14 protein-coding genes are annotated in these 17,428 nt (G+C 52.2%); 9 read left to right on the top strand and 5 right to left on the bottom strand.

Annotated features, from left to right (window positions below; all coding sequences use genetic code 11):
• Positions 1-24 precede the first annotated feature (24 nt).
• Together HOLDEFILI_RS12090 and HOLDEFILI_RS12095 are read right to left on the bottom strand one after the other, a co-directional pair.
• Positions 25-894: a damage-control phosphatase ARMT1 family protein gene (locus HOLDEFILI_RS12090; RefSeq protein WP_006060007.1), complete on the bottom strand. Its 870-nt coding sequence runs from the start codon at positions 892-894 to the stop codon at positions 25-27.
• 252 nt (positions 895-1,146) lie between these two features.
• Entirely contained in the window at positions 1,147-2,958 is a 1,812-nt protein-coding gene (locus HOLDEFILI_RS12095; RefSeq protein WP_006060009.1) for an FAD-dependent oxidoreductase, read from the bottom strand.
• A 284-nt stretch (positions 2,959-3,242) separates the two neighbouring features.
• Here HOLDEFILI_RS12095 and HOLDEFILI_RS18500 point away from each other — a divergent pair, with 284 nt between their 5' ends.
• Positions 3,243-4,271, top strand: a complete 1,029-nt coding sequence (locus HOLDEFILI_RS18500) for a MerR family transcriptional regulator (RefSeq protein WP_050766980.1) — start codon at positions 3,243-3,245, stop codon at positions 4,269-4,271.
• A gap of 134 nt (positions 4,272-4,405) precedes the next feature.
• On the opposite strand, the gene HOLDEFILI_RS12105 is transcribed toward HOLDEFILI_RS18500, so the two are convergent.
• Positions 4,406-6,688: a sensor domain-containing diguanylate cyclase gene (locus HOLDEFILI_RS12105; protein WP_006060011.1), complete on the bottom strand. Its 2,283-nt coding sequence runs from the start codon at positions 6,686-6,688 to the stop codon at positions 4,406-4,408.
• A 218-nt stretch (positions 6,689-6,906) separates the two neighbouring features.
• Between HOLDEFILI_RS12105 and HOLDEFILI_RS12110 the strand changes: the two genes are divergently transcribed.
• The 7 genes from HOLDEFILI_RS12110 to ftsH all read left to right on the top strand — a co-directional run bounded on the left by HOLDEFILI_RS12110 (position 6,907) and on the right by ftsH (position 14,432).
• Positions 6,907-8,613 (top strand): HlyD family efflux transporter periplasmic adaptor subunit, encoded by a 1,707-nt coding sequence (locus HOLDEFILI_RS12110; protein ID WP_156788932.1) that lies wholly within the window; start codon positions 6,907-6,909, stop codon positions 8,611-8,613.
• The gene (locus tag HOLDEFILI_RS12115) at positions 8,610-9,329 is read left to right on the top strand and encodes an ABC transporter ATP-binding protein (protein WP_006060014.1); all 720 of its coding nucleotides are present in this window, start codon (positions 8,610-8,612) and stop codon (positions 9,327-9,329) included. Before HOLDEFILI_RS12110 ends, HOLDEFILI_RS12115 begins: the two co-directional genes overlap by 4 nt.
• On the top strand, positions 9,316-10,602 hold the full coding sequence (locus HOLDEFILI_RS12120) for an ABC transporter permease (protein ID WP_006060015.1): 1,287 nt from the start codon (positions 9,316-9,318) through the stop codon (positions 10,600-10,602). Before HOLDEFILI_RS12115 ends, HOLDEFILI_RS12120 begins: the two co-directional genes overlap by 14 nt.
• Positions 10,603-10,762: 160 nt before the next feature.
• The gene (locus HOLDEFILI_RS12125) at positions 10,763-11,332 is read left to right on the top strand and encodes a hypothetical protein (RefSeq protein ID WP_156788933.1); all 570 of its coding nucleotides are present in this window, start codon (positions 10,763-10,765) and stop codon (positions 11,330-11,332) included.
• Positions 11,333-11,462: 130 nt separating this feature from the next.
• Entirely contained in the window at positions 11,463-12,029 is a 567-nt protein-coding gene (locus tag HOLDEFILI_RS12130) for a hypothetical protein (protein ID WP_039864920.1), read from the top strand.
• Between the two features lie 112 nt (positions 12,030-12,141).
• The gene (locus HOLDEFILI_RS12135) at positions 12,142-12,576 is read left to right on the top strand and encodes a MarR family winged helix-turn-helix transcriptional regulator (protein WP_006060018.1); all 435 of its coding nucleotides are present in this window, start codon (positions 12,142-12,144) and stop codon (positions 12,574-12,576) included.
• The gene (gene ftsH / locus HOLDEFILI_RS12140; RefSeq protein ID WP_006060019.1) at positions 12,573-14,432 is read left to right on the top strand and encodes an ATP-dependent zinc metalloprotease FtsH; all 1,860 of its coding nucleotides are present in this window, start codon (positions 12,573-12,575) and stop codon (positions 14,430-14,432) included. Before HOLDEFILI_RS12135 ends, ftsH begins: the two co-directional genes overlap by 4 nt.
• A gap of 212 nt (positions 14,433-14,644) precedes the next feature.
• On the opposite strand, the gene HOLDEFILI_RS12145 is transcribed toward ftsH, so the two are convergent.
• Positions 14,645-15,553 (bottom strand): AEC family transporter, encoded by a 909-nt coding sequence (locus HOLDEFILI_RS12145; protein ID WP_006060021.1) that lies wholly within the window; start codon positions 15,551-15,553, stop codon positions 14,645-14,647.
• A 1-nt stretch (position 15,554) separates the two neighbouring features.
• Entirely contained in the window at positions 15,555-16,409 is an 855-nt protein-coding gene (locus HOLDEFILI_RS12150) for a MurR/RpiR family transcriptional regulator (RefSeq protein WP_039864921.1), read from the bottom strand.
• 263 nt (positions 16,410-16,672) lie between these two features.
• On the opposite strand from HOLDEFILI_RS12150, the gene HOLDEFILI_RS12155 reads away from it, so the two are divergent.
• Positions 16,673-17,404, top strand: coding sequence for an amidohydrolase family protein (locus tag HOLDEFILI_RS12155; RefSeq protein ID WP_006060023.1), 732 nt, complete (start codon positions 16,673-16,675; stop codon positions 17,402-17,404).
• Positions 17,405-17,428: the final 24 nt, after the last annotated feature.

The raw sequence follows: 17,428 nt of genomic DNA on the forward strand, positions 1-17,428 counted from the left end.
CAAACGATGAGCATTCCGATGAAATCAAAGTCCGGCGGGAGCGGCGAGACAGGCCAGCGTGCCTATGGACAGACCGGTGCGCAACGCCAGAACGGAACATTTTATCTTCAATAGAAAATAACGGCTTTTCTCAGGCTGATCGATCAGACACTCATAATTGGCCTGACCTTTGCATAACAGAAGATCGGCTTGATGATAAATCGCCTGGAACTCCGGACTGGTGCGCGGCAGCAGTGTGCCCAGTGCGTCGTCGCCGTTGCTGAGAATTCGGGCCCAGCGATGAATACCGGCCTGACGGGCGTCCTCGGCGATCACATTGTTAACGACCGGTTGCCCGCGCACGGCATAGACCAGATTCAAGTCAGGATTCAGCTGGTGGATCTGTTCTAAAAGCAGCGCATCGATCACAACCTCGCCAAAGTTGTCTCCTAACACTAGCACAGTCCTCGCTTCGCTCAGCGCCTGTTTCAGCGCCGTCGTTTCGAGATCGAAAGGGACGTCCAGTGCGGTCTTGAATTCATTCAGCATGCGATTGAAATCCGGATGATGGATCGGGTTGAAATCGAAGCCGTTAGCCAGAATTGCCAGCCGCAGCGCTTCCGCAAACGGATCAGAAGCTTGGCTGATCCGCAGGCTCAGCGCCGGCACCTCCGCAAGCAGATTCTCGTTCACCCTTTGCCGCAGCGAAGCGTAGGGGTCCTCTGTTCGCAGCGTCTGTTTTACAAGTCGGTAAACAGCGCCGATCGCCGCCGGTGCCGGCTGATTAAAATCAAGCTGAGCTAAGGTGTGAAAGACTGAACGGTAAAACGCGGGGCGGTCGGCTTCTGGAATCAAAGCGGCACAGCTGACTGTCTGAGCTGTTATGCAAGGCAGGCAAGCATCTTGGATCTTCATCGTATTCCTTCTTTCATGAGAGATCTTCTGCGGAATCCTGGAAGCAGGATTTTTCCCTGCTTCCAGCGTAACAAAAAAATGGGGACTTCCGCAAGTCAAAGCGTCAGCTTACAGAGCTTTCTGATCGCCGCTGACCTGGTTTACAAGGCAGATGAGGAAGACCTGGCAAGCCGGTACATATAAAAAAAACGACAGAGACCGCGAATCTCGCCGGTTTTCTGCCGTTTTCTTTCTTGTGTGTTGAAGATCGATTTATTTGTTGGCCGCTGCCAGCTGACCTGCGATCCGTCCGTAGTAGACAGCGCCGCCGATCGCCATGCCGCAGCACGGATATTCGTCGCCGAACAGACCGGTGAAGGCAACTTCGCCCGCGGCGTACAGACCCGGAATCGGATTGTTTTCCGTATCCAGAACCTGTGCGTTGATATCGGTGACCAGACCGCCGAAGGTGACGGTTACGTTTGGCCGCAGCTTCAGCGCGTAGTAGGTTTCACCTTCAACCGCGATCATGTGATCCGCCGGTTTGCCGAAGTCTTCATCCTTACCCGCAGCGCACAGCTCGTTGTAACGATCAATGGTCGCCTGCAGCTCAGCCGCGTCGACTTCCATCAGCTTCGCCAGTTCTTCGATCGAATTCGCTTTCAGCGTCTTGTCCAGCGTCATCGCGTACTGAACGGTCGGCGCCGGATCGTTGGCCGTAGCGATATACCAGCCGTAACCGCTGCCGCTCTTGGCGATCGCGTCCGCAACATGGTACTGATAAGTGTATTCGTTGGCGACACGCTTGCCTTCCGCATTGACGATCAGGCCCGCTTCTTCATTGATGCCGACGCCGGAATTGAAATCCAGGTAAACTGTCTGCGTTGCCGGTGCGTCATAAATCTGTGCGTTGACCTTTTCCGCCATCGTCAGACCGTCGCCGATATTGCCGGCTGGAACGGAGGTGACAAAGCCTTCGGTGGTCTGCGCATAGCGCTTCATCATTTCTTTGTTCTGCGCATAACCGCCGGTCGCGATGATCACGTTTTTCGCGTTGACCGTCAGCTTGCTTCCGTCCGCTTTCGTTCCGCTTAAGCCGACGATTGCGCCGTTGGCGTCAGTCAGAATCGTATCCGCAGTCGTGTTGTAGTAGATTTCGCCGTTGTTCTTCAGATATTCTTCCGTCATCGGCACGGTGATGTTGCCGCCGAAGCCGTCGGTCATACCGCCGCCGTGATGGCCTGCCGCATTGGTCGTGTTGTGCACGCGCCATGGCGTCAGGGACTGGTGAATCGCTTCAACGTCATAGATCATGACGCCCATGTCTTCCAGCCAGGTCATGTTTTCAACGGAATCATCGCAGAACGCCTTGACCATTTCTTCATTCAGCTGGTCTGCGCCGTCCATTGTTTTCATGTAGTCGAACATCTGCTGCGGGGTATCTTCATAGCCCTGCTTCTTCTGCCATTCCGTGCCGGCCGCTAAGAGCTTGCCGCCGCTGCGCGTCGTTGCGCCGCCGGTTACGCCCTGCTTTTCCAGGATGATAACCTTGGCACCAGCCCGGGAAGCTTCGATGCCAGCCGCTAAACCCGCTGCTCCCGCGCCCGCGATGACAACGTCGGCATCCAGCGTCTGGTCTTCTGCGGTTTTCTCAACCGGAACGTTCTTCAAGGCTTCCGCATCGCCGCCGGCTTCCGTAACCGCGCTGGCGACCGCGTTCTTGATCGCCGCGGTTGTGATCGTCGCGCCGGTGACGTTATCGACGCCTAACGACTGTGTTTCGACAATCTGCTTCGGCAGGACTTCCACCGGGGAGGTTTCCAGACCGTAGCCGATGCCGTAGGTTTCCTGATGTTCTTTGACGACGACGTCCGTGATCGCGTCCTCGCTGACGGTGACTTCTACCGTAACGTCACCCTTCATGCCGGTTGCCGTGCCGGTGTAGGTGCCGGCTGTGTAGGACTGCTTGGCAGCCGCGTCCGGGGTTGGTTCGGTTTTCTTACCGCCGTCGCCGCAGGCCGTTAACGACAGAACCATCGCTCCGCACATCAGCAGCGCCGCAAACTTGCTTGCTTGTTTCTTCATTTCTTTCCACTCCTTTTTGTTAAGGCTTTCGCAAGCTCATTATACAATGTCCTGTGACAGGAAGGTCAATCCCCACTTTTTTGACCCGCGGGATTAGTGTATAATGAAGAAAACAGGGAATTACGTGAGAAGTGGAAGTGCTTTCACAAAGTATCCATGATTAAACCGTTCCCTTAGGGAATGGTTTGGGATAAGATTTAACTCCTTCGTTCGAATTATAAAATCAGGGATGGTAACGATCTCAGAATCGTTATTTGAGGTAAAAAAGAAACGAGGTGATTTCTTTGCGGATTCAGGAAGTCTGCCGGAAGACCGGGCTGACGAAAAAAGCGATCTATTTTTATATTGATCAGGGATTGATTATGCCTGATCGCAATGCTGAAAATAATTATCTGGATTTCAGCGAAGCCGATGTCGACCGGCTGCAGATCATCGCGCTGCTTCGGCAATACAATGTTCCCGTCGGCGCGGTCGAGGAATTATTCCGTTATCCCAGCATGACCAATTTCTATCTTCACCGGCAGCTGGCGGATTTACGGGCGCAGCTGCTTCGGCAGCTGGGATTGATTCGTTCGTTATCGACGCTGCTGACCGAGCTGCCGCCGCAGTACAACGTTGCCAACCTTAAGGAACAGGTCGGCCGTTCAACCGCCGCGACGGAAGCGGATCAGTCGATGCTGGATTTGGTGTGTCCGGATCAGGATGCGCGGATGATCTCCATCTTTATCTGGAGTTCGTTTCTGAATGTTCCCAAAAGTGAATACCGGTTGTTTTTGTGGGGGAAAATTACCGAGCAGGCGCAGCAGGAGCTCAAGGGATCGCTGCGGTATGTTGCCCGGATCATTTATGCGCTGGACAGCGAGCAGATTGAAAATGACGCGCGTCAGCGTTACCACGATTCCCAGGCCATCCTGAAGCTGCAGGAGGAGAGCTATGGGCAGCTGCGGCAGCGGATCATGAAGCGGCTGCGGCATTTAGCGGACGATCCGCGGGATCAGGCTTATTGGACGCTGAACTATGAGAAAGTGACGCTGCCGCTGGTTCGTTTTGTCAATGGCCCGTTAGGCGATTTGATTGCCGAATATAACTCGGAATATCTGATCTATTTAAAAAACATGCAGCGGCTGGCAGCCAGTGTGCGCCGCGAGCTTCTGGAAGGCGCGGAACGGGACTTGTATGAACGGCTGATACGGGTGCTGAACGGAAAACTGGATCTGGATCAATACCCCGGACTGATCAGCTTTTATACGTTTGAAATGGGCTTGTATATGATCCTGCCGTTAGCGAAGCAGCGGCAGCTGCTGGAAGAATAGCTTGTGGCTTGCGCTGCGATGTTCGATGAGATTGCAGCCGGGGCTGAACCGAGACAAGGATCCGGATCAAAACAGAGCTATGCAGGCTGGATATAGCAGAAAAGAAAACTCCCTGCCGCCGGCGGGAGTTTCTTTCACTTTACTTTTAAGCTGGATTCTAACTGCTGAATCCGGTCTTCAGCCCGTTTTTTCAACAGGAAGACGCTGAGAATTTCCGCGACATAGGTGAGGACATTAATCTGTTCCTGATCCCACAGCCGTTTTTCACGGCATTCGTCGAAGCCGATGTAACCCCGCGGACGCCCACGGTCCTGAATCAGGCATTGCAGCAGTGATTTGATTTTCTGCGGTTCCAGCAGGCGGATCTGCGCGGGATCCAACGATTGAATATCCTGGCAATAGAATAATCCATTTTCATCGAAATTGGCCAGATATCGGCCTTCGAGATCATCTTCATACGAAATGTGCCGCAAATTCTCTTTTTCCGGAGGAATTCCCTCGTTGCACCATTCAAACGTATTGGTGCAATATTGATCATCGTCGCTGTTTTCAAAAATATAGACGCGGCTGACGTCGAAATGCCGTCCGATGATTTCAAGAATTTCCTGAATACAACGCTCTAAATCCTGAGCTTCGTAGAGCTTGTTGAAAATGAATTCGCTGATCCGCGGTGTTTCGTACTTTTTCAACGGGTTGGAATCGATCCGGGCATTGACGGCCGAGACTCCTTCAACCATCGGAAAGAACGCGTTGTCGTCAGCGAGCTGATTGTAAAAGGCATATTGATTTTTACCCTGGCTTTTCATGGAATACAAGGCCTGATCGGCACGGTGGAACCAATAGTGGAAGTTCGGATTGACCGGCGAAGTCATCGCAATCCCGATACTGCAGGATACTTTGAGGATCTTCTGATTGCGAAGCTCAATCGACTGGAAGGCTTCGATAATCTGCCGGGCCTTCTTTTCCGCCAGTTCTCTGTCAGGGATATTCTTCATGAAGACTAAAAATTCATCGCCGCCAACCCGCCCGAGGATATCTTCGCTGCGGAACAGCTGCCGGATCCGCGATGTCGCTTCAATCAGGAAGGCGTCGCCGAACAGATGGCCGAGCGTATCGTTGACAATTTTGAAATCGTCGATATCGATGATCATCAAGGCGTTCTGCACCGGCTGAGTTGACAGCCAATCCTGAATCAGGGTTTGGGCTGTTTCCTTATTATAATACTGCGTCAGCGGATCGCGCTGCGCCTTTTCAAGCAGCTTCTGGGCCCGCTGTTTATCCTCGTCGATGTTGGAGAGAATGCCGATAGCCTTGATCGGTTTTTGATTTTCATCCAGCTGGGTTGTCACGCGGATTCGGAACCAGTTTGGCTGGCGATGAATGTCATGCAGCTGCAGTTCGTCTTCAATGTAAGCCTGGCCCGCCCGGATGCGGCGGCACAGATCCGCAAATAAACTCCGTTGTTCCGTATAGAAATTTGTGTTCTTTTCATCCAACAGTCCGGAGACGGTGGTCTGCCGCGGATAGCCCAGGTATTGTTTCCAGTTTTCAGAAAAGGTGAGTTCGTCCGTCGCGATGTTCCACTCAAAAATAATGTCCTGGGTTTGATTCATGATGATTTCATAACGCTCTAGGCTTAACCGGAATTCCTCGGCGATCCGCCTGGATTCTGAAATGTCGACAAGAATGCAGCAGAAATATTGCCGCCCCCATTCGTCCTGCAGATAACGGCCTTTATCCAGCACCCAGATCGGCTCTGCGTTTTTGCGCAGCAGCCGGAATTGTAATTCTTTATCACACCCGTGGCGCAGCTGTTCGCGGACCTCCCACAGCGTATTTTCATAATCCCGCGGGTCGATCAAAGCGCGGAAACTGTTGTGCAGCTCCGTGCGGATTTCTTCCCGGGTATAGCCGGTCAGCTGCAGGAAGCTGTCGCTGGTCTGTAAGAGCGTCAGGGGTTCATCGAATAAACAATGGAAGATTCCACCCGGCATCTGATCGGGCAGAAACGTCAGGGCCAATTCTTGATTTTGATAGGCTTCAGAAGCGATTTGCGCCGGACAGATCTGAACAAAACAAAATTTTCCGCTCTCCTGATCCTGGATCAGCGTCAGGATCAGGGAATGGCAGTCTTTGCCCTGCATCAGGGCTTTGACGGTGATTAACCGATACCGGTCGTTCAGCGCGGAACTGACCGGCGCTGTCGTGCAGATCAGCGTTTCGCGGTGCCGGTGCATTTGACTTTCGATATGATCGCGAACCTGACTGAGACCGGAATAATCCCGGCGCGGTTCGGTAGCGTGCCATTGAATGTTTTCATCGAGTAACGATTCTAAACAGGTCCAGTCGTTGTCGACAAACAAGGCCTGGATGAGGGGAAAAACCTGCGGTTCGCCAGAGAATTCCGAATTGTTCATGTGGACGATCCTTTCTTCAACTAAAAGCGTATGTTCGTTATTCTAAGTTTACACCATTTAACAGCTTTACAAAAGACAGGAATGACGAAATTGCGGTCTTTGTCGAAAGGACACGGGAAAAGCACGGAAATCCCGGCCTTCGCCAAAGCTTCGCCGGAAATTCAGTTTACGGTCATGAACTATTCAAAAACAATTCACATGGCCATGGGAGAATAGCGGTGCTTATTAGAAGTGTGGAAAGCGAGCGTGATGAAATGAAATTCCAATTCTCACTGAAATCCCTGCGATGGACCCGGAAGAAAACGGTGATCCTGGCTGTCGGCATCTGTCTGGCCGGTGCGGGGAGTTTTTATTTTTCCCGTCAGGGAACAACCCGAAAGAACACCACTCAGGCTTCCTTTATCCGAACGACCGTTCTGAAAAAAACAACGCTGAACAATTCGATCAGTCTGACCGGCACGGTGGAAAGCGCGTCGGTATCGAACGTCACGACGAACCAGTCGCTGGCGGTGAAGTCGATTCCCGTCCAGGTCGGGGACTGGGTAGAAGCCGGGGATATCATCTGTGTCCTGGACACGGATGAAATTGACAAAAACATTGAAAAGACGCTGGAAAGCTTGCAGGAAAATATCGATAACGCGAAGGATTCACTGGCTTCCGCGGAAGAAAATCTGACCTGGGCGCAAAGCGACGCGGACAGTGCGTGGAATACGATGGCGGAGAAAGAAAGCGCGATGAACAGCGCAAAGACGGCGTATGAATCCGCGCGCAGCTCTGTCGACGCGTTCCAGGCTAATGTCGATCAAGCGCAGGCGGCCTATCAAAGCGCGGTGGAAGCGGAAAATCAGGCACTTTCAGCCCTGAACAGCGCGATCAGCGACGGGACCTGCACGGGGCTGGAAGATACAGCCTGCGCAGCCGGGACGGCTTACAATGATGCCAAGCAGGCCTCCGCCGACGCCAAATCAAAGGCTGACAGCGCTCAGCAGGATTTAAAATCCGCGCAGTCGGCGATGAATTACGATACCCTGGCGGCGGCTTACAATACAGCCCAAAGCGCCTACAACGCCGCGCTTACCGCCTGGAATACAGCCCGCAATAACCGCGACAGCTGGCAGACGAAAGTCGAGGACGCCAAGGAAGCGGTCACGAAGGCTTCCTCCAGCGATACGCTCGACGATCTGTACGAGAAGAAGGAAAACTGCACGCTGACGGCGGAAACCGCCGGCAAGGTTACGGCGATCAACGTCACAGTCGGGTCGATGGCGACCAACAACACGACGATCGCGACGATTCAGGACACGGACGCGCTGAAAATCACTGTGACAATTCCGGAATATGAAATTCAGAACGTCGAATTGGGGATGACTGCGAAAATTACGACGGACGCCACCGAAGGGGAGATCGAAGGGACGCTGACGCAGATCTCGCCGGTCGCTTCTTCGCAAAACGGCGGATTTTCGGCCGAGGTGACGGTCACGACGCCCAACAGCGGTCTGTATGTCGGCATCAACGCCACGGTGGAGATTATTCAGTCCACTGTGGATAACGTCTTCGTCGTTCCGATCGATGCGGTCGGCACCAATGACGCCGGGGAATCGATCGTGTTCGTCAAGGAATCCGGCTCCGGCAGCGACGCCGTCTTTAAGGAAGTCGTCGTGACCACCGGGGAGGAAAATGATTACTATGTGGAAATCAGTTCAACTCAGCTCAGCGAGGGCATGGAGGTGCGCAGCAGCGCAGATCCGGAACAGGCTCAGGTTAACGGGAGCGAAAGCGGCGAACAGGTTCAGATGAACGGCGGCATGCAGATCGACATGGGCGGAGCGATGCCTTCCGGAGAAATGCCTGCCGGTCAGATGCCTGCCGGAGGACCGGGCGGAAACGGAGGCGGAGCGCCAGGCGGCCGGGGAGGCAACGGATGAGTCCGGCACAGCCTGTTATCGCGATGCAGGGCATCGTCAAGCGGTATTACATTGGCAAGCCCAATGAGCTTGAGATTCTGCACGGCATCGACTTGCAGGTCGAGCCGGGGGAGTTCATCGCGATCGTCGGCGAAAGCGGCAGCGGCAAATCAACAATGATGAACATTCTGGGCGCGCTGGACCGGCCGACAGAAGGCCACTACAAGCTCAATGGCGTCGACATCCAGACGGCCGGGGATAAAGAACTGGCAAAGATCCGCAACCAACAGATTGGCTTCGTCTTTCAGACCTTCAATTTGATCGGCCGGATGAGCGCGCTGAAAAATGTCGAGCTGCCAATGCTGTACGCCGGGCTGCCGGCCCGTGAGCGATCGGAACGGGCGGCGGAACTGCTCGATCTGGTCGGCATGGGCGAACGGAAAAAACACCAGCCCAACGAGCTTTCCGGCGGACAGAAGCAGCGGGTGGCGATCGCCCGGGCCATGGCGAACGATCCTTCGCTGATCCTGGCGGACGAACCGACCGGCGCGTTGGACACGGCGACCAGCCGGATTGTCATGGATCTGTTTCATAAGCTGCATGAGGAACAACACAAAACGATCGTGCTGATCACGCACAATCCCGAGCTGGCAGAGGAAACTCAGCGCGTGATCACGCTGCGCGACGGTCAGATCGTCAACGTTCGGAAAGGAGCGGGCATCCATGGGTGTGCTTGATAATATCCTGATGGCGCTGTCCAGTCTGAAAGCGAATAAGATGCGTTCGCTGTTAACAATGCTGGGCATCATCATCGGCATCAGCTCGGTCATCGCGATCATGACTGTCGGCGACTCCTTGACCGGTTCGATTACCGACAGTATGTCAGGCATGGGCGCAAGCAACATCACCGTATCACTGCAGAAAAAAAGCAGCTCATCTTCTGACAGCTATGGCGGCGGCCGGGTATTGATGTTCGGTCCGAGCAGCCCTGACGAGGAAGATCTGATCTCGGAAGCGATGATAACAGAATACCGTTCGCTGTTCGACGGCCGGATCACAGCGCTATCTTGCTCAGAGAACGTCGGCAGCGGTACGATCAGCCAGGCCGAGGTGTCCGGCAGCGTCAGCGTGAGCGGTGTCAATCCTGACGCCCTGACTGTCGAGGATCTGGACATGATCACCGGGCGGTTTATCAACGAGAAGGACAATACGGATACGAAACGCTCGGCCGTCATCTCGGATTATCTGGCGGAAAAGCTGTATGGCTCCGTTGAAAAGGCGATGGGCGAAAAGCTGGAGGTCAGCCTCAACAACGGCGTGCAGGTGTTCTATGTCGTCGGGATTTACCACTATGATACTTCCAGCAGTATGATGGCGGCGCTCTCGGACAGCGATAACCTTTCGACCTCGATGTATGTTCCCGTCGCTACTGCAAAGAAGATCACCCAGGCCGGCCAGGGCTATCAGTCTGTCACGGTCGTCGGGGCGGCCGGCGAGGACGTTGATACGCTGCTCAGCGATACCGAAGCATTCTTCACCAGCTTTTATACGCATAACGATTCTTACACGATCTCTGCGTCGAGCATGAAGGAAATGCTGGAAACGATGACCGAGATGCTGGATACCGTCAAGGTAGCGATCGCGGGCATCGCGGCGATCAGTCTGTTGGTCGGCGGCATCGGCGTTATGAATATCATGTTGGTGAGCATCACCGAAAGAACCCGTGAGATCGGCACCCGCAAAGCGCTGGGCGCGCCGAACCTGGCAATCCGCGTTCAGTTTATCATCGAAGCGATGATCATCTGTATGATTGCGGGACTGTTAGGCGTTTTACTAGGCGTGGCGATGGGCGCGGGTGTGGCGAATTTGTTAGGCTATCCAGCCAAACCGTCGGCTGCAGCCTGTGTCTTAGCGGTCGGCTTCAGTATGGCGATCGGTGTGTTCTTTGGCTATTACCCGGCTAACAAAGCGGCCAAGCTCGATCCGATCGACGCGCTGCGCTACGAATAAATTAAAAAGCAAACCAGACAGGCCGCGGCAGCGGCCTGTCTGAGCCTGAGTTTGAGTTTCAATCTGCCGCGGCGTTCCTGAATTTCATTGCGAATTGATCGGAAAGACCCGGTCCGGTCTGTCGTTTCCTGTTATAATAAAGGAAAAGGGGATGACGGAAATGAAACGGATTGAAGCGGGTTTAATCCGCAAGGCCATGGCGGAGCCGTGGGAGAAACTGAGCTTTGCGCTGACGCTGAATCTATTGGCGCTGACGATTTCTTTTTTCAGCGGTACACTGTGGCTGTTGTTTTTTGTCAGTCTGATCTTCGATGTTTTAGCAGTCATGGATTTGTTGGTTCAGCGGAACCGGGCCCGGCATTTTGTCCGGGATCTCGATTTGAAAGAATCCCTGCCGTTGTGCAAACAGGCGGACAACACGTTCTTTCTGCCCAACAAGCTGATTTCCTGGTACCGCGGCAAAGGTTTGTGCGTGCGTTACGAACAGATCAAGAACTGTTATCTCAATCAGATCAGCGAGAATTCACGGATGAAATTTGACAGCCGGCGGCGCAGCTGGAAATTACAGATCAACTGCCGCGATAAGCGCTATACCGTTCTGGCGCTGGAACGCAAGGACGATTGCATGACTGTGCTGCGGTTTCTCAAAACGATGAATCCGTCGCTGGTCGTCTATGATGAAGTCCCAGCCAAACCGCTGACGCTGGCAGAGCTGCCTGAATATGAATGAAACCGGGGGAGATTGAAATTCACAATCCTTCGGTTTTTTTGTACAATTTCTGAAATCTGTATAAGAAAAGAATAATGAATACGAGAAATAAGAAAAATATGATACAATGAATTTAACGGAGGTGATGGTTATGAAACACATCACGGAACTCATTCAGAAACAGGTCGTCAAAAAACACAGCCGAGCGCTGATGTTCTATTTATTTTTGTTGATCGCGGCAACTGTTCTGGCCTGGATCAGTCAATCGCTTTACGTCAGCTTGTTCATCGTCGTTTTCCTGGCAGCACTGGCGGTTCGCTTAATTCAGGCGGTGCATGAACTGGGCCAGGTCAAACGCTTCACCCAAAGCCTGCGGGGACCGCAGCGGCTGCTTTACCGGCAGGTTGATACGACGTTCTTTCTCGAAGACCGCTGGATCTCCTGGTTTAACAAGCAGGGTGTCCAGGGGACTTATGATGAAATCACAATGTGCAGCTATGCGCAGGTGCCGCTGCGGAAGTCGGAGAAGCTGTACGCTCCGTGTCAGCTGCAGATCAATGCTCAGGGCCGCAGGACAACCTTGATTCAGCTGCAGCATGATCGCGACGCCCAGACTGTCATGGCGTTTCTGAAAACACAGAATCCGGCGATCCTGTTCTCAGAGAAGCTCACCGAACGGAAAGTGCAGCTGGAAGATCTGCCGGAAAAAATGGAGTAAATTTGTGAGATTGTGTGAAGTGAAGCAGAAGTCTTGTCAGAAATGAGGAGTGGAACTATAATCTTCAATAGATAGATATTCAATGCGTTGAATATTTAGGAATGGAGGATTTATGAGTGAGCAAGTCATGGAAATGATGTCGCTTTTACGGCAGATTAATATGCGCCTGCATCATTGCCTGAAGGAACTGTACGAACCGCTGGGCCTGACTGGTCCGCAGGCGGTCGTGATGATCGAGCTGTTTAAAGAAGACGGTCAGCGGATCTGCGATCTGGCGGAAACGGCCGGCATGACCGTCAGCAATATCTCAGCGATCTGTCAGCGGCTGGAGCGCAACGGCTTTCTGCATCGCGTGCGTTCTCAACAGGATCAGCGCACGGTGCGGATCTGTCTGTCGGAGAAATCGCTGCAGCTGATCCGCGACTGCGATCATCAGATCGCGCTTCAAAGTGATCAGATTTCGTTAAAGATGACGCCGGCGGAGCTGGATGAAATTAATTCAGGATTACGGAAGTTAAACGCATTCCTGGATCGGGAGGATTTATGAAAACAGAAAAACCAAAAAATAAGAAACCGTTAATTTATTATTATTTCGTGATGTTGATCGCGCTGATGGCGTTCAATTTGTTCGTGACGCCGATGATCCAGAACCAGCGGATCAAGGAAGTCGGTTACAGCGACCTGATCGCCGCCCTGGATGAAAAACAGGTCGACGAGGTAGAAGTGGACAACCAGACCGGCAAGATCGCCTACACGATCAAGGATAACAAGAAAAATGTGTTCGTGACCGGCATTATGCCCAACGACACGACGCTGACAGAGCGGCTGGAACAGAGCGGGGCGCAGTACACGGCGGTTATTCCGCAGCAGAATTCCTTCTTGATGGATATGTTGATGTGGCTGGTGCCGATCATCATCATCCTGGGCGTCGGCCAATTGTTCTCGAAACAGCTGGCGAAGAAAATGGGCGCGAACACGATGACGTTCGGGAAATCCAGTGCGAAAATCTATGTTTCGGCGGAAACGGGCAAGACGTTCCAGGACGTAGCGGGGCAGGATGAAGCGAAGGAAGCGCTGAGCGAGATCGTTGACTTCCTGCACAACCCGGATAAATATAAGAAGCTGGGCGCGAAGATGCCGAAGGGCGCGCTGCTGGTCGGGCCTCCGGGCACCGGTAAGACGCTGCTGGCCAAGGCGGTTGCGGGGGAAGCGAACGTCCCGTTCTTCTCGATTTCCGGTTCGGAATTTGTGGAGATGTTCGTTGGCATGGGTGCCGCGCGGGTCCGCGATCTGTTTAAGCAGGCGCAGGAAAAAGCGCCGTGCATCGTCTTCATCGACGAGATTGATACAATCGGCAAAAAGCGCGACAGCGCCAATGGCATGGGCGGCAACGACGAGCGTGAACAGACGCTGAACCAGCTGTTAGCGGAAATGGACGGCTTCGACGGAAGCAAGGGCGTCGTCATCCTGGCGGCGACCAACCGGCCGGAAACGCTGGATAAAGCGTTGTTAAGACCGGGACGGTTCGACCGGCGGATTCCTGTCGAACTTCCGGACTTAAAGGGCCGTGAAGAAATCTTGAAAGTTCACGTCAAGGACATCGTCGTCGACAGCGATATCGATTACCGCACGATCGCGTTATCCACCTCGGGCGCTTCCGGCGCGGAGCTGGCGAACATTGTCAACGAAGCGGCGTTAGCGGCGGTGCGCAACGGTCATTCCAAGGTCATGCAGCACGATTTTGATGAAGCGGTCGACACGGTGATCGCCGGGAAGGAACGCAAAGGCGCGGTCATTTCCGAAAAGGAAAAACGGATTATCGCCTATCATGAAATCGGTCACGCACTGGTCGCCGCGGTATCGAAGAATTCTGCGCCGGTGCATAAGATTACGATTATCCCGCATACCAACGGTTCGCTGGGCTATACGATGCAGGTGGCGGAGCAGGAAAGCGTCTTAATGAGCAAGGACGAAATTCTGGAAAAGATCCGCACGCTGACCGGCGGCCGGGCGGCGGAAGAATTTATGTTCAATATCTGCACCTCCGGCGCGTCCAACGATATCGAACAGGCGACGCGGCTGGCGCGGGCGATGGTGGCTCAGCTGGGCATGAGCGATCAGTTCGGCATGACGGCGCTGGAAACGGTGAACAACCGGTATCTGAGCGGCGACGCATCGCTGGTCTGCTCGAATGAAACGGCAACCTTGATCGACAAGGAAGTCATGGCGATCATCAAGAACGCGCACGCGGAAGCCCGGAAGATTCTTGAGGACAACGCGCAGCTGCTGCATGAGGAAGCGGAATACCTGCTTCAGAAGGAAACGATTACCGGTGAGGAATTCATGGAAATCTTCAGCCGGCATCAACAGCTGAAGGCGCTGCCGCAGCCGAGCGCGGAATAAAATAACAAGAGATTGAACCTGACACATCATTGCGTGCCGAAGTTCAATCTTTTTTTGCGAAAGGGAATAGCGTCGCTCTCTTATATAGTAAGATCTGATTTATAATGAAGGTGACAAGACAAAGCTCTGAAGGAAGAAGTTTTCGAAAGTTGACTCCTTTTTCTTTAGGCTTTCTGAAACGCAGAACTCAGAATAAAATTCACGACGTTTTTTTACAACTGCCAAAGAAAATTGGCCAACGTACTGATCAGCGGAATTGTCATTAGGCTGAGCATCGTGCTGGAAAGCACCAGCGTTGTCGCTTTGACCGAGTCTTGATGCAATGTTTCTGAAAACAACGCAACGCTAACCGCGCAAGGACAGCTGCTGACTAACGTTAAAAGCATTTTTAGCATTTCTGGAACAGGAAGTCCTTTTAATATTAAGATAACGAGCAGCGGCATGAATAAAAGCCGGGCCATAGCTGCTGGAAGACAGCGCCGGACTAATTTCCAGTTTTGCGTCAGCGTGGTTTTAGCTAGTAAGGCTCCCAGAATTAACATCGCCAGCGGCGTGTTCAAAGCGGCGGTCATCGTGAGAACATCGGCGATGATCGGCGGTAAGGCTAACGGTGTGAAATAAAGCAGCATCGCCAGCACGACAGCGATGGCCATAGGCGTCTTCAGGAATTTTTTCAAGGAGAAGGCTGAAGAATGATCCATCAAATAGACGCCGACCGTCCATTGCATTAATGTGTTGACGATCATAAACGGCGTTAAAAGAAAGACGGCGGACGATCCCAGAACAGCCTGAACCAGTGGAATTCCCATAAAACCGGAATTGGGAAGCAGCACCCCGTTTTCCAACACCGGATCGCGCTGAAAAAGCAGTAAAGCGGCGGTCAGGAATAAACAATGAAACACGATTGCTAAGATGAAACTCGTCAATAACCAGCGTGCCTGTTCCTGTTGGAAAATTTCATTGCCGGACAACAGAATGACGGATGGCGAGGCAACCTGAAGCAAAAGCTGGGTGAGCGAGGGTATATGATCAGCATGCAGAATTTCCCGTTTGCATAAGAACCAGCCGGCAGCAATCAACGCGGTCATGATTGCCATCTGATGAAAGATTGAAGTCGTCATCTTAATTCCCGAAATGCTTCTTATACAGTTTGTTCGTCTGCATCAGCTTATCGTAGAAATTATCGCTTTTCTTATTGACCAAGACCGCGTAAATCATATCAACAAGGCACAGCGCCGCAATCCGTGAGGAGAGCGACAAATTATTCTCGGGGTCGTCGATGCTGTTGATATAAAGATGAAGATCGCTGATTTCCAACAGTTCATTATTGTAGTTTTTGGTGACAGATGCCAGGAAAGTCCCCTTGCCGCGAATATGATCCGCAGCTTCCAGAATCACCGCGGTTTTCCCGGAGTATGAAAAAATAATGACGACGTCCTGCGGATCGGCGAAATAAGAATAGGTCAGAATATCGCATTCTGTATTGAAGTATTTGCAGGGAATACCCAGCCGGGAGAAACGAAGATGTGCGTCATAAGCAATAATGCCTGAAAACTGTACGCCAAGAAAGACGACATGGCGGCAATTCAGAATTTTGTCCGCTAATTTTTCAATATGTTCAACCGGATTGGTCCGCACGGTTTCAATGATTGAGTAAGTATCCTGCGATGTAATATTATCAATAATGCTGGAGGCATTGTCGCCTTTTTCAAATAACAGCGATGTACTGCTGGACATTTCATCCTTTAAGAACAGATTCAATTCAATTGCCAGCTGCATTTTCAAACTATTGAACCCTTCATATCCATTTTTCTTGCAGAAACGGGAAATTGTGGAACGCGACGTATAAGTTTCCCGTGCGAGATCTTCCATCGTCATTTCAATCACTTCGTTTGGGTGATTGATAATGTAATTAATAATACTTTTTTCAACGGGGGTTGAAGAATGATTTTTCTGTAATTCTAAAAAGAAACTCATTAGCGTCCCCTCCTGATCCATAGTCTTATTATACGTCAGGATTGAAAGCTTACTCGGATTCAACCGATGACACAAATGATTCAAAAATGACTCTGAAAAAAGAGGAAAAAACAGGAAATATCGCAGGTAATGTTTCTTCATGAAATTCATTATCATCAAAATTAAGTCGAATGACACAAGTGCGTCAGAGATTGAATCCGACCCCTCATTCGTTTTCTTGTATGATGTAAGCGTATACATCGAGGTGCCTCAGGGAGGTTGAAATGAAGTTTATGGATGCTCATGTGCATCTGAAAGATCGGAACGATGAAGTTCTGGACGTGGATGCACTCTTACAGGAAATGGACGCTTCCGACATCGAACGGGTATTTTTGATGCCGGCCGATTCCCGCCGCAGCGAGAATGAACGAATGCTGAAAGAAGTTCAGGGTCATGCCGACCGGTTCATTTTATTCGCATTTGTCAATCCTTATCATCCGGATTGTGTCGAATGGTTTGAAGAGGCGGTGAAGCATCGCGGCGTCAGGGGATTGAAGCTGCATCCGGTGCTGGACGCCTATCCTGCCGACCGGGCGTATATGCTGGATCCGCTGCTGGAAGTCTGCGACCGGTATCATCTCCACTGCATCATTCACTGTACATCCGATGCGCCGAACAGTTCGCCGCTGCAAATGGAAAGAACGGCCTGCCGGTGGCCGAACGTGACATTCCAGATGGCGCATATGGGCGGCTGCTGGTTAGCGAACGACGCGATTAAGGTATGTCAGCGCAATCAGAATATCTATCTGGACGGTTCGACAGTTTCCTTATCGGCTGTTAAACGGGCAATCGCTGCTTGTCCGGATCGGTTTCTAATGGGGACGGATGTTCCATTCTATCATTTTGAAATGGAAAAGCTGAAAATGAAGCTGGCAGTTTCGGATCCGGTCCTCTTTGAAAAAGTGACGTATGGCAATATGCGGGACTTGATAGCAGAGAGGGGGTTGGAACTGTGAAAATCATCGACGCGCATAATCATA

It is taken from the genome of Holdemania filiformis DSM 12042 (assembly GCF_000157995.1).
Lineage (GTDB): Bacteria > Bacillota_I > Bacilli_A > Erysipelotrichales > Erysipelotrichaceae > Holdemania > Holdemania filiformis.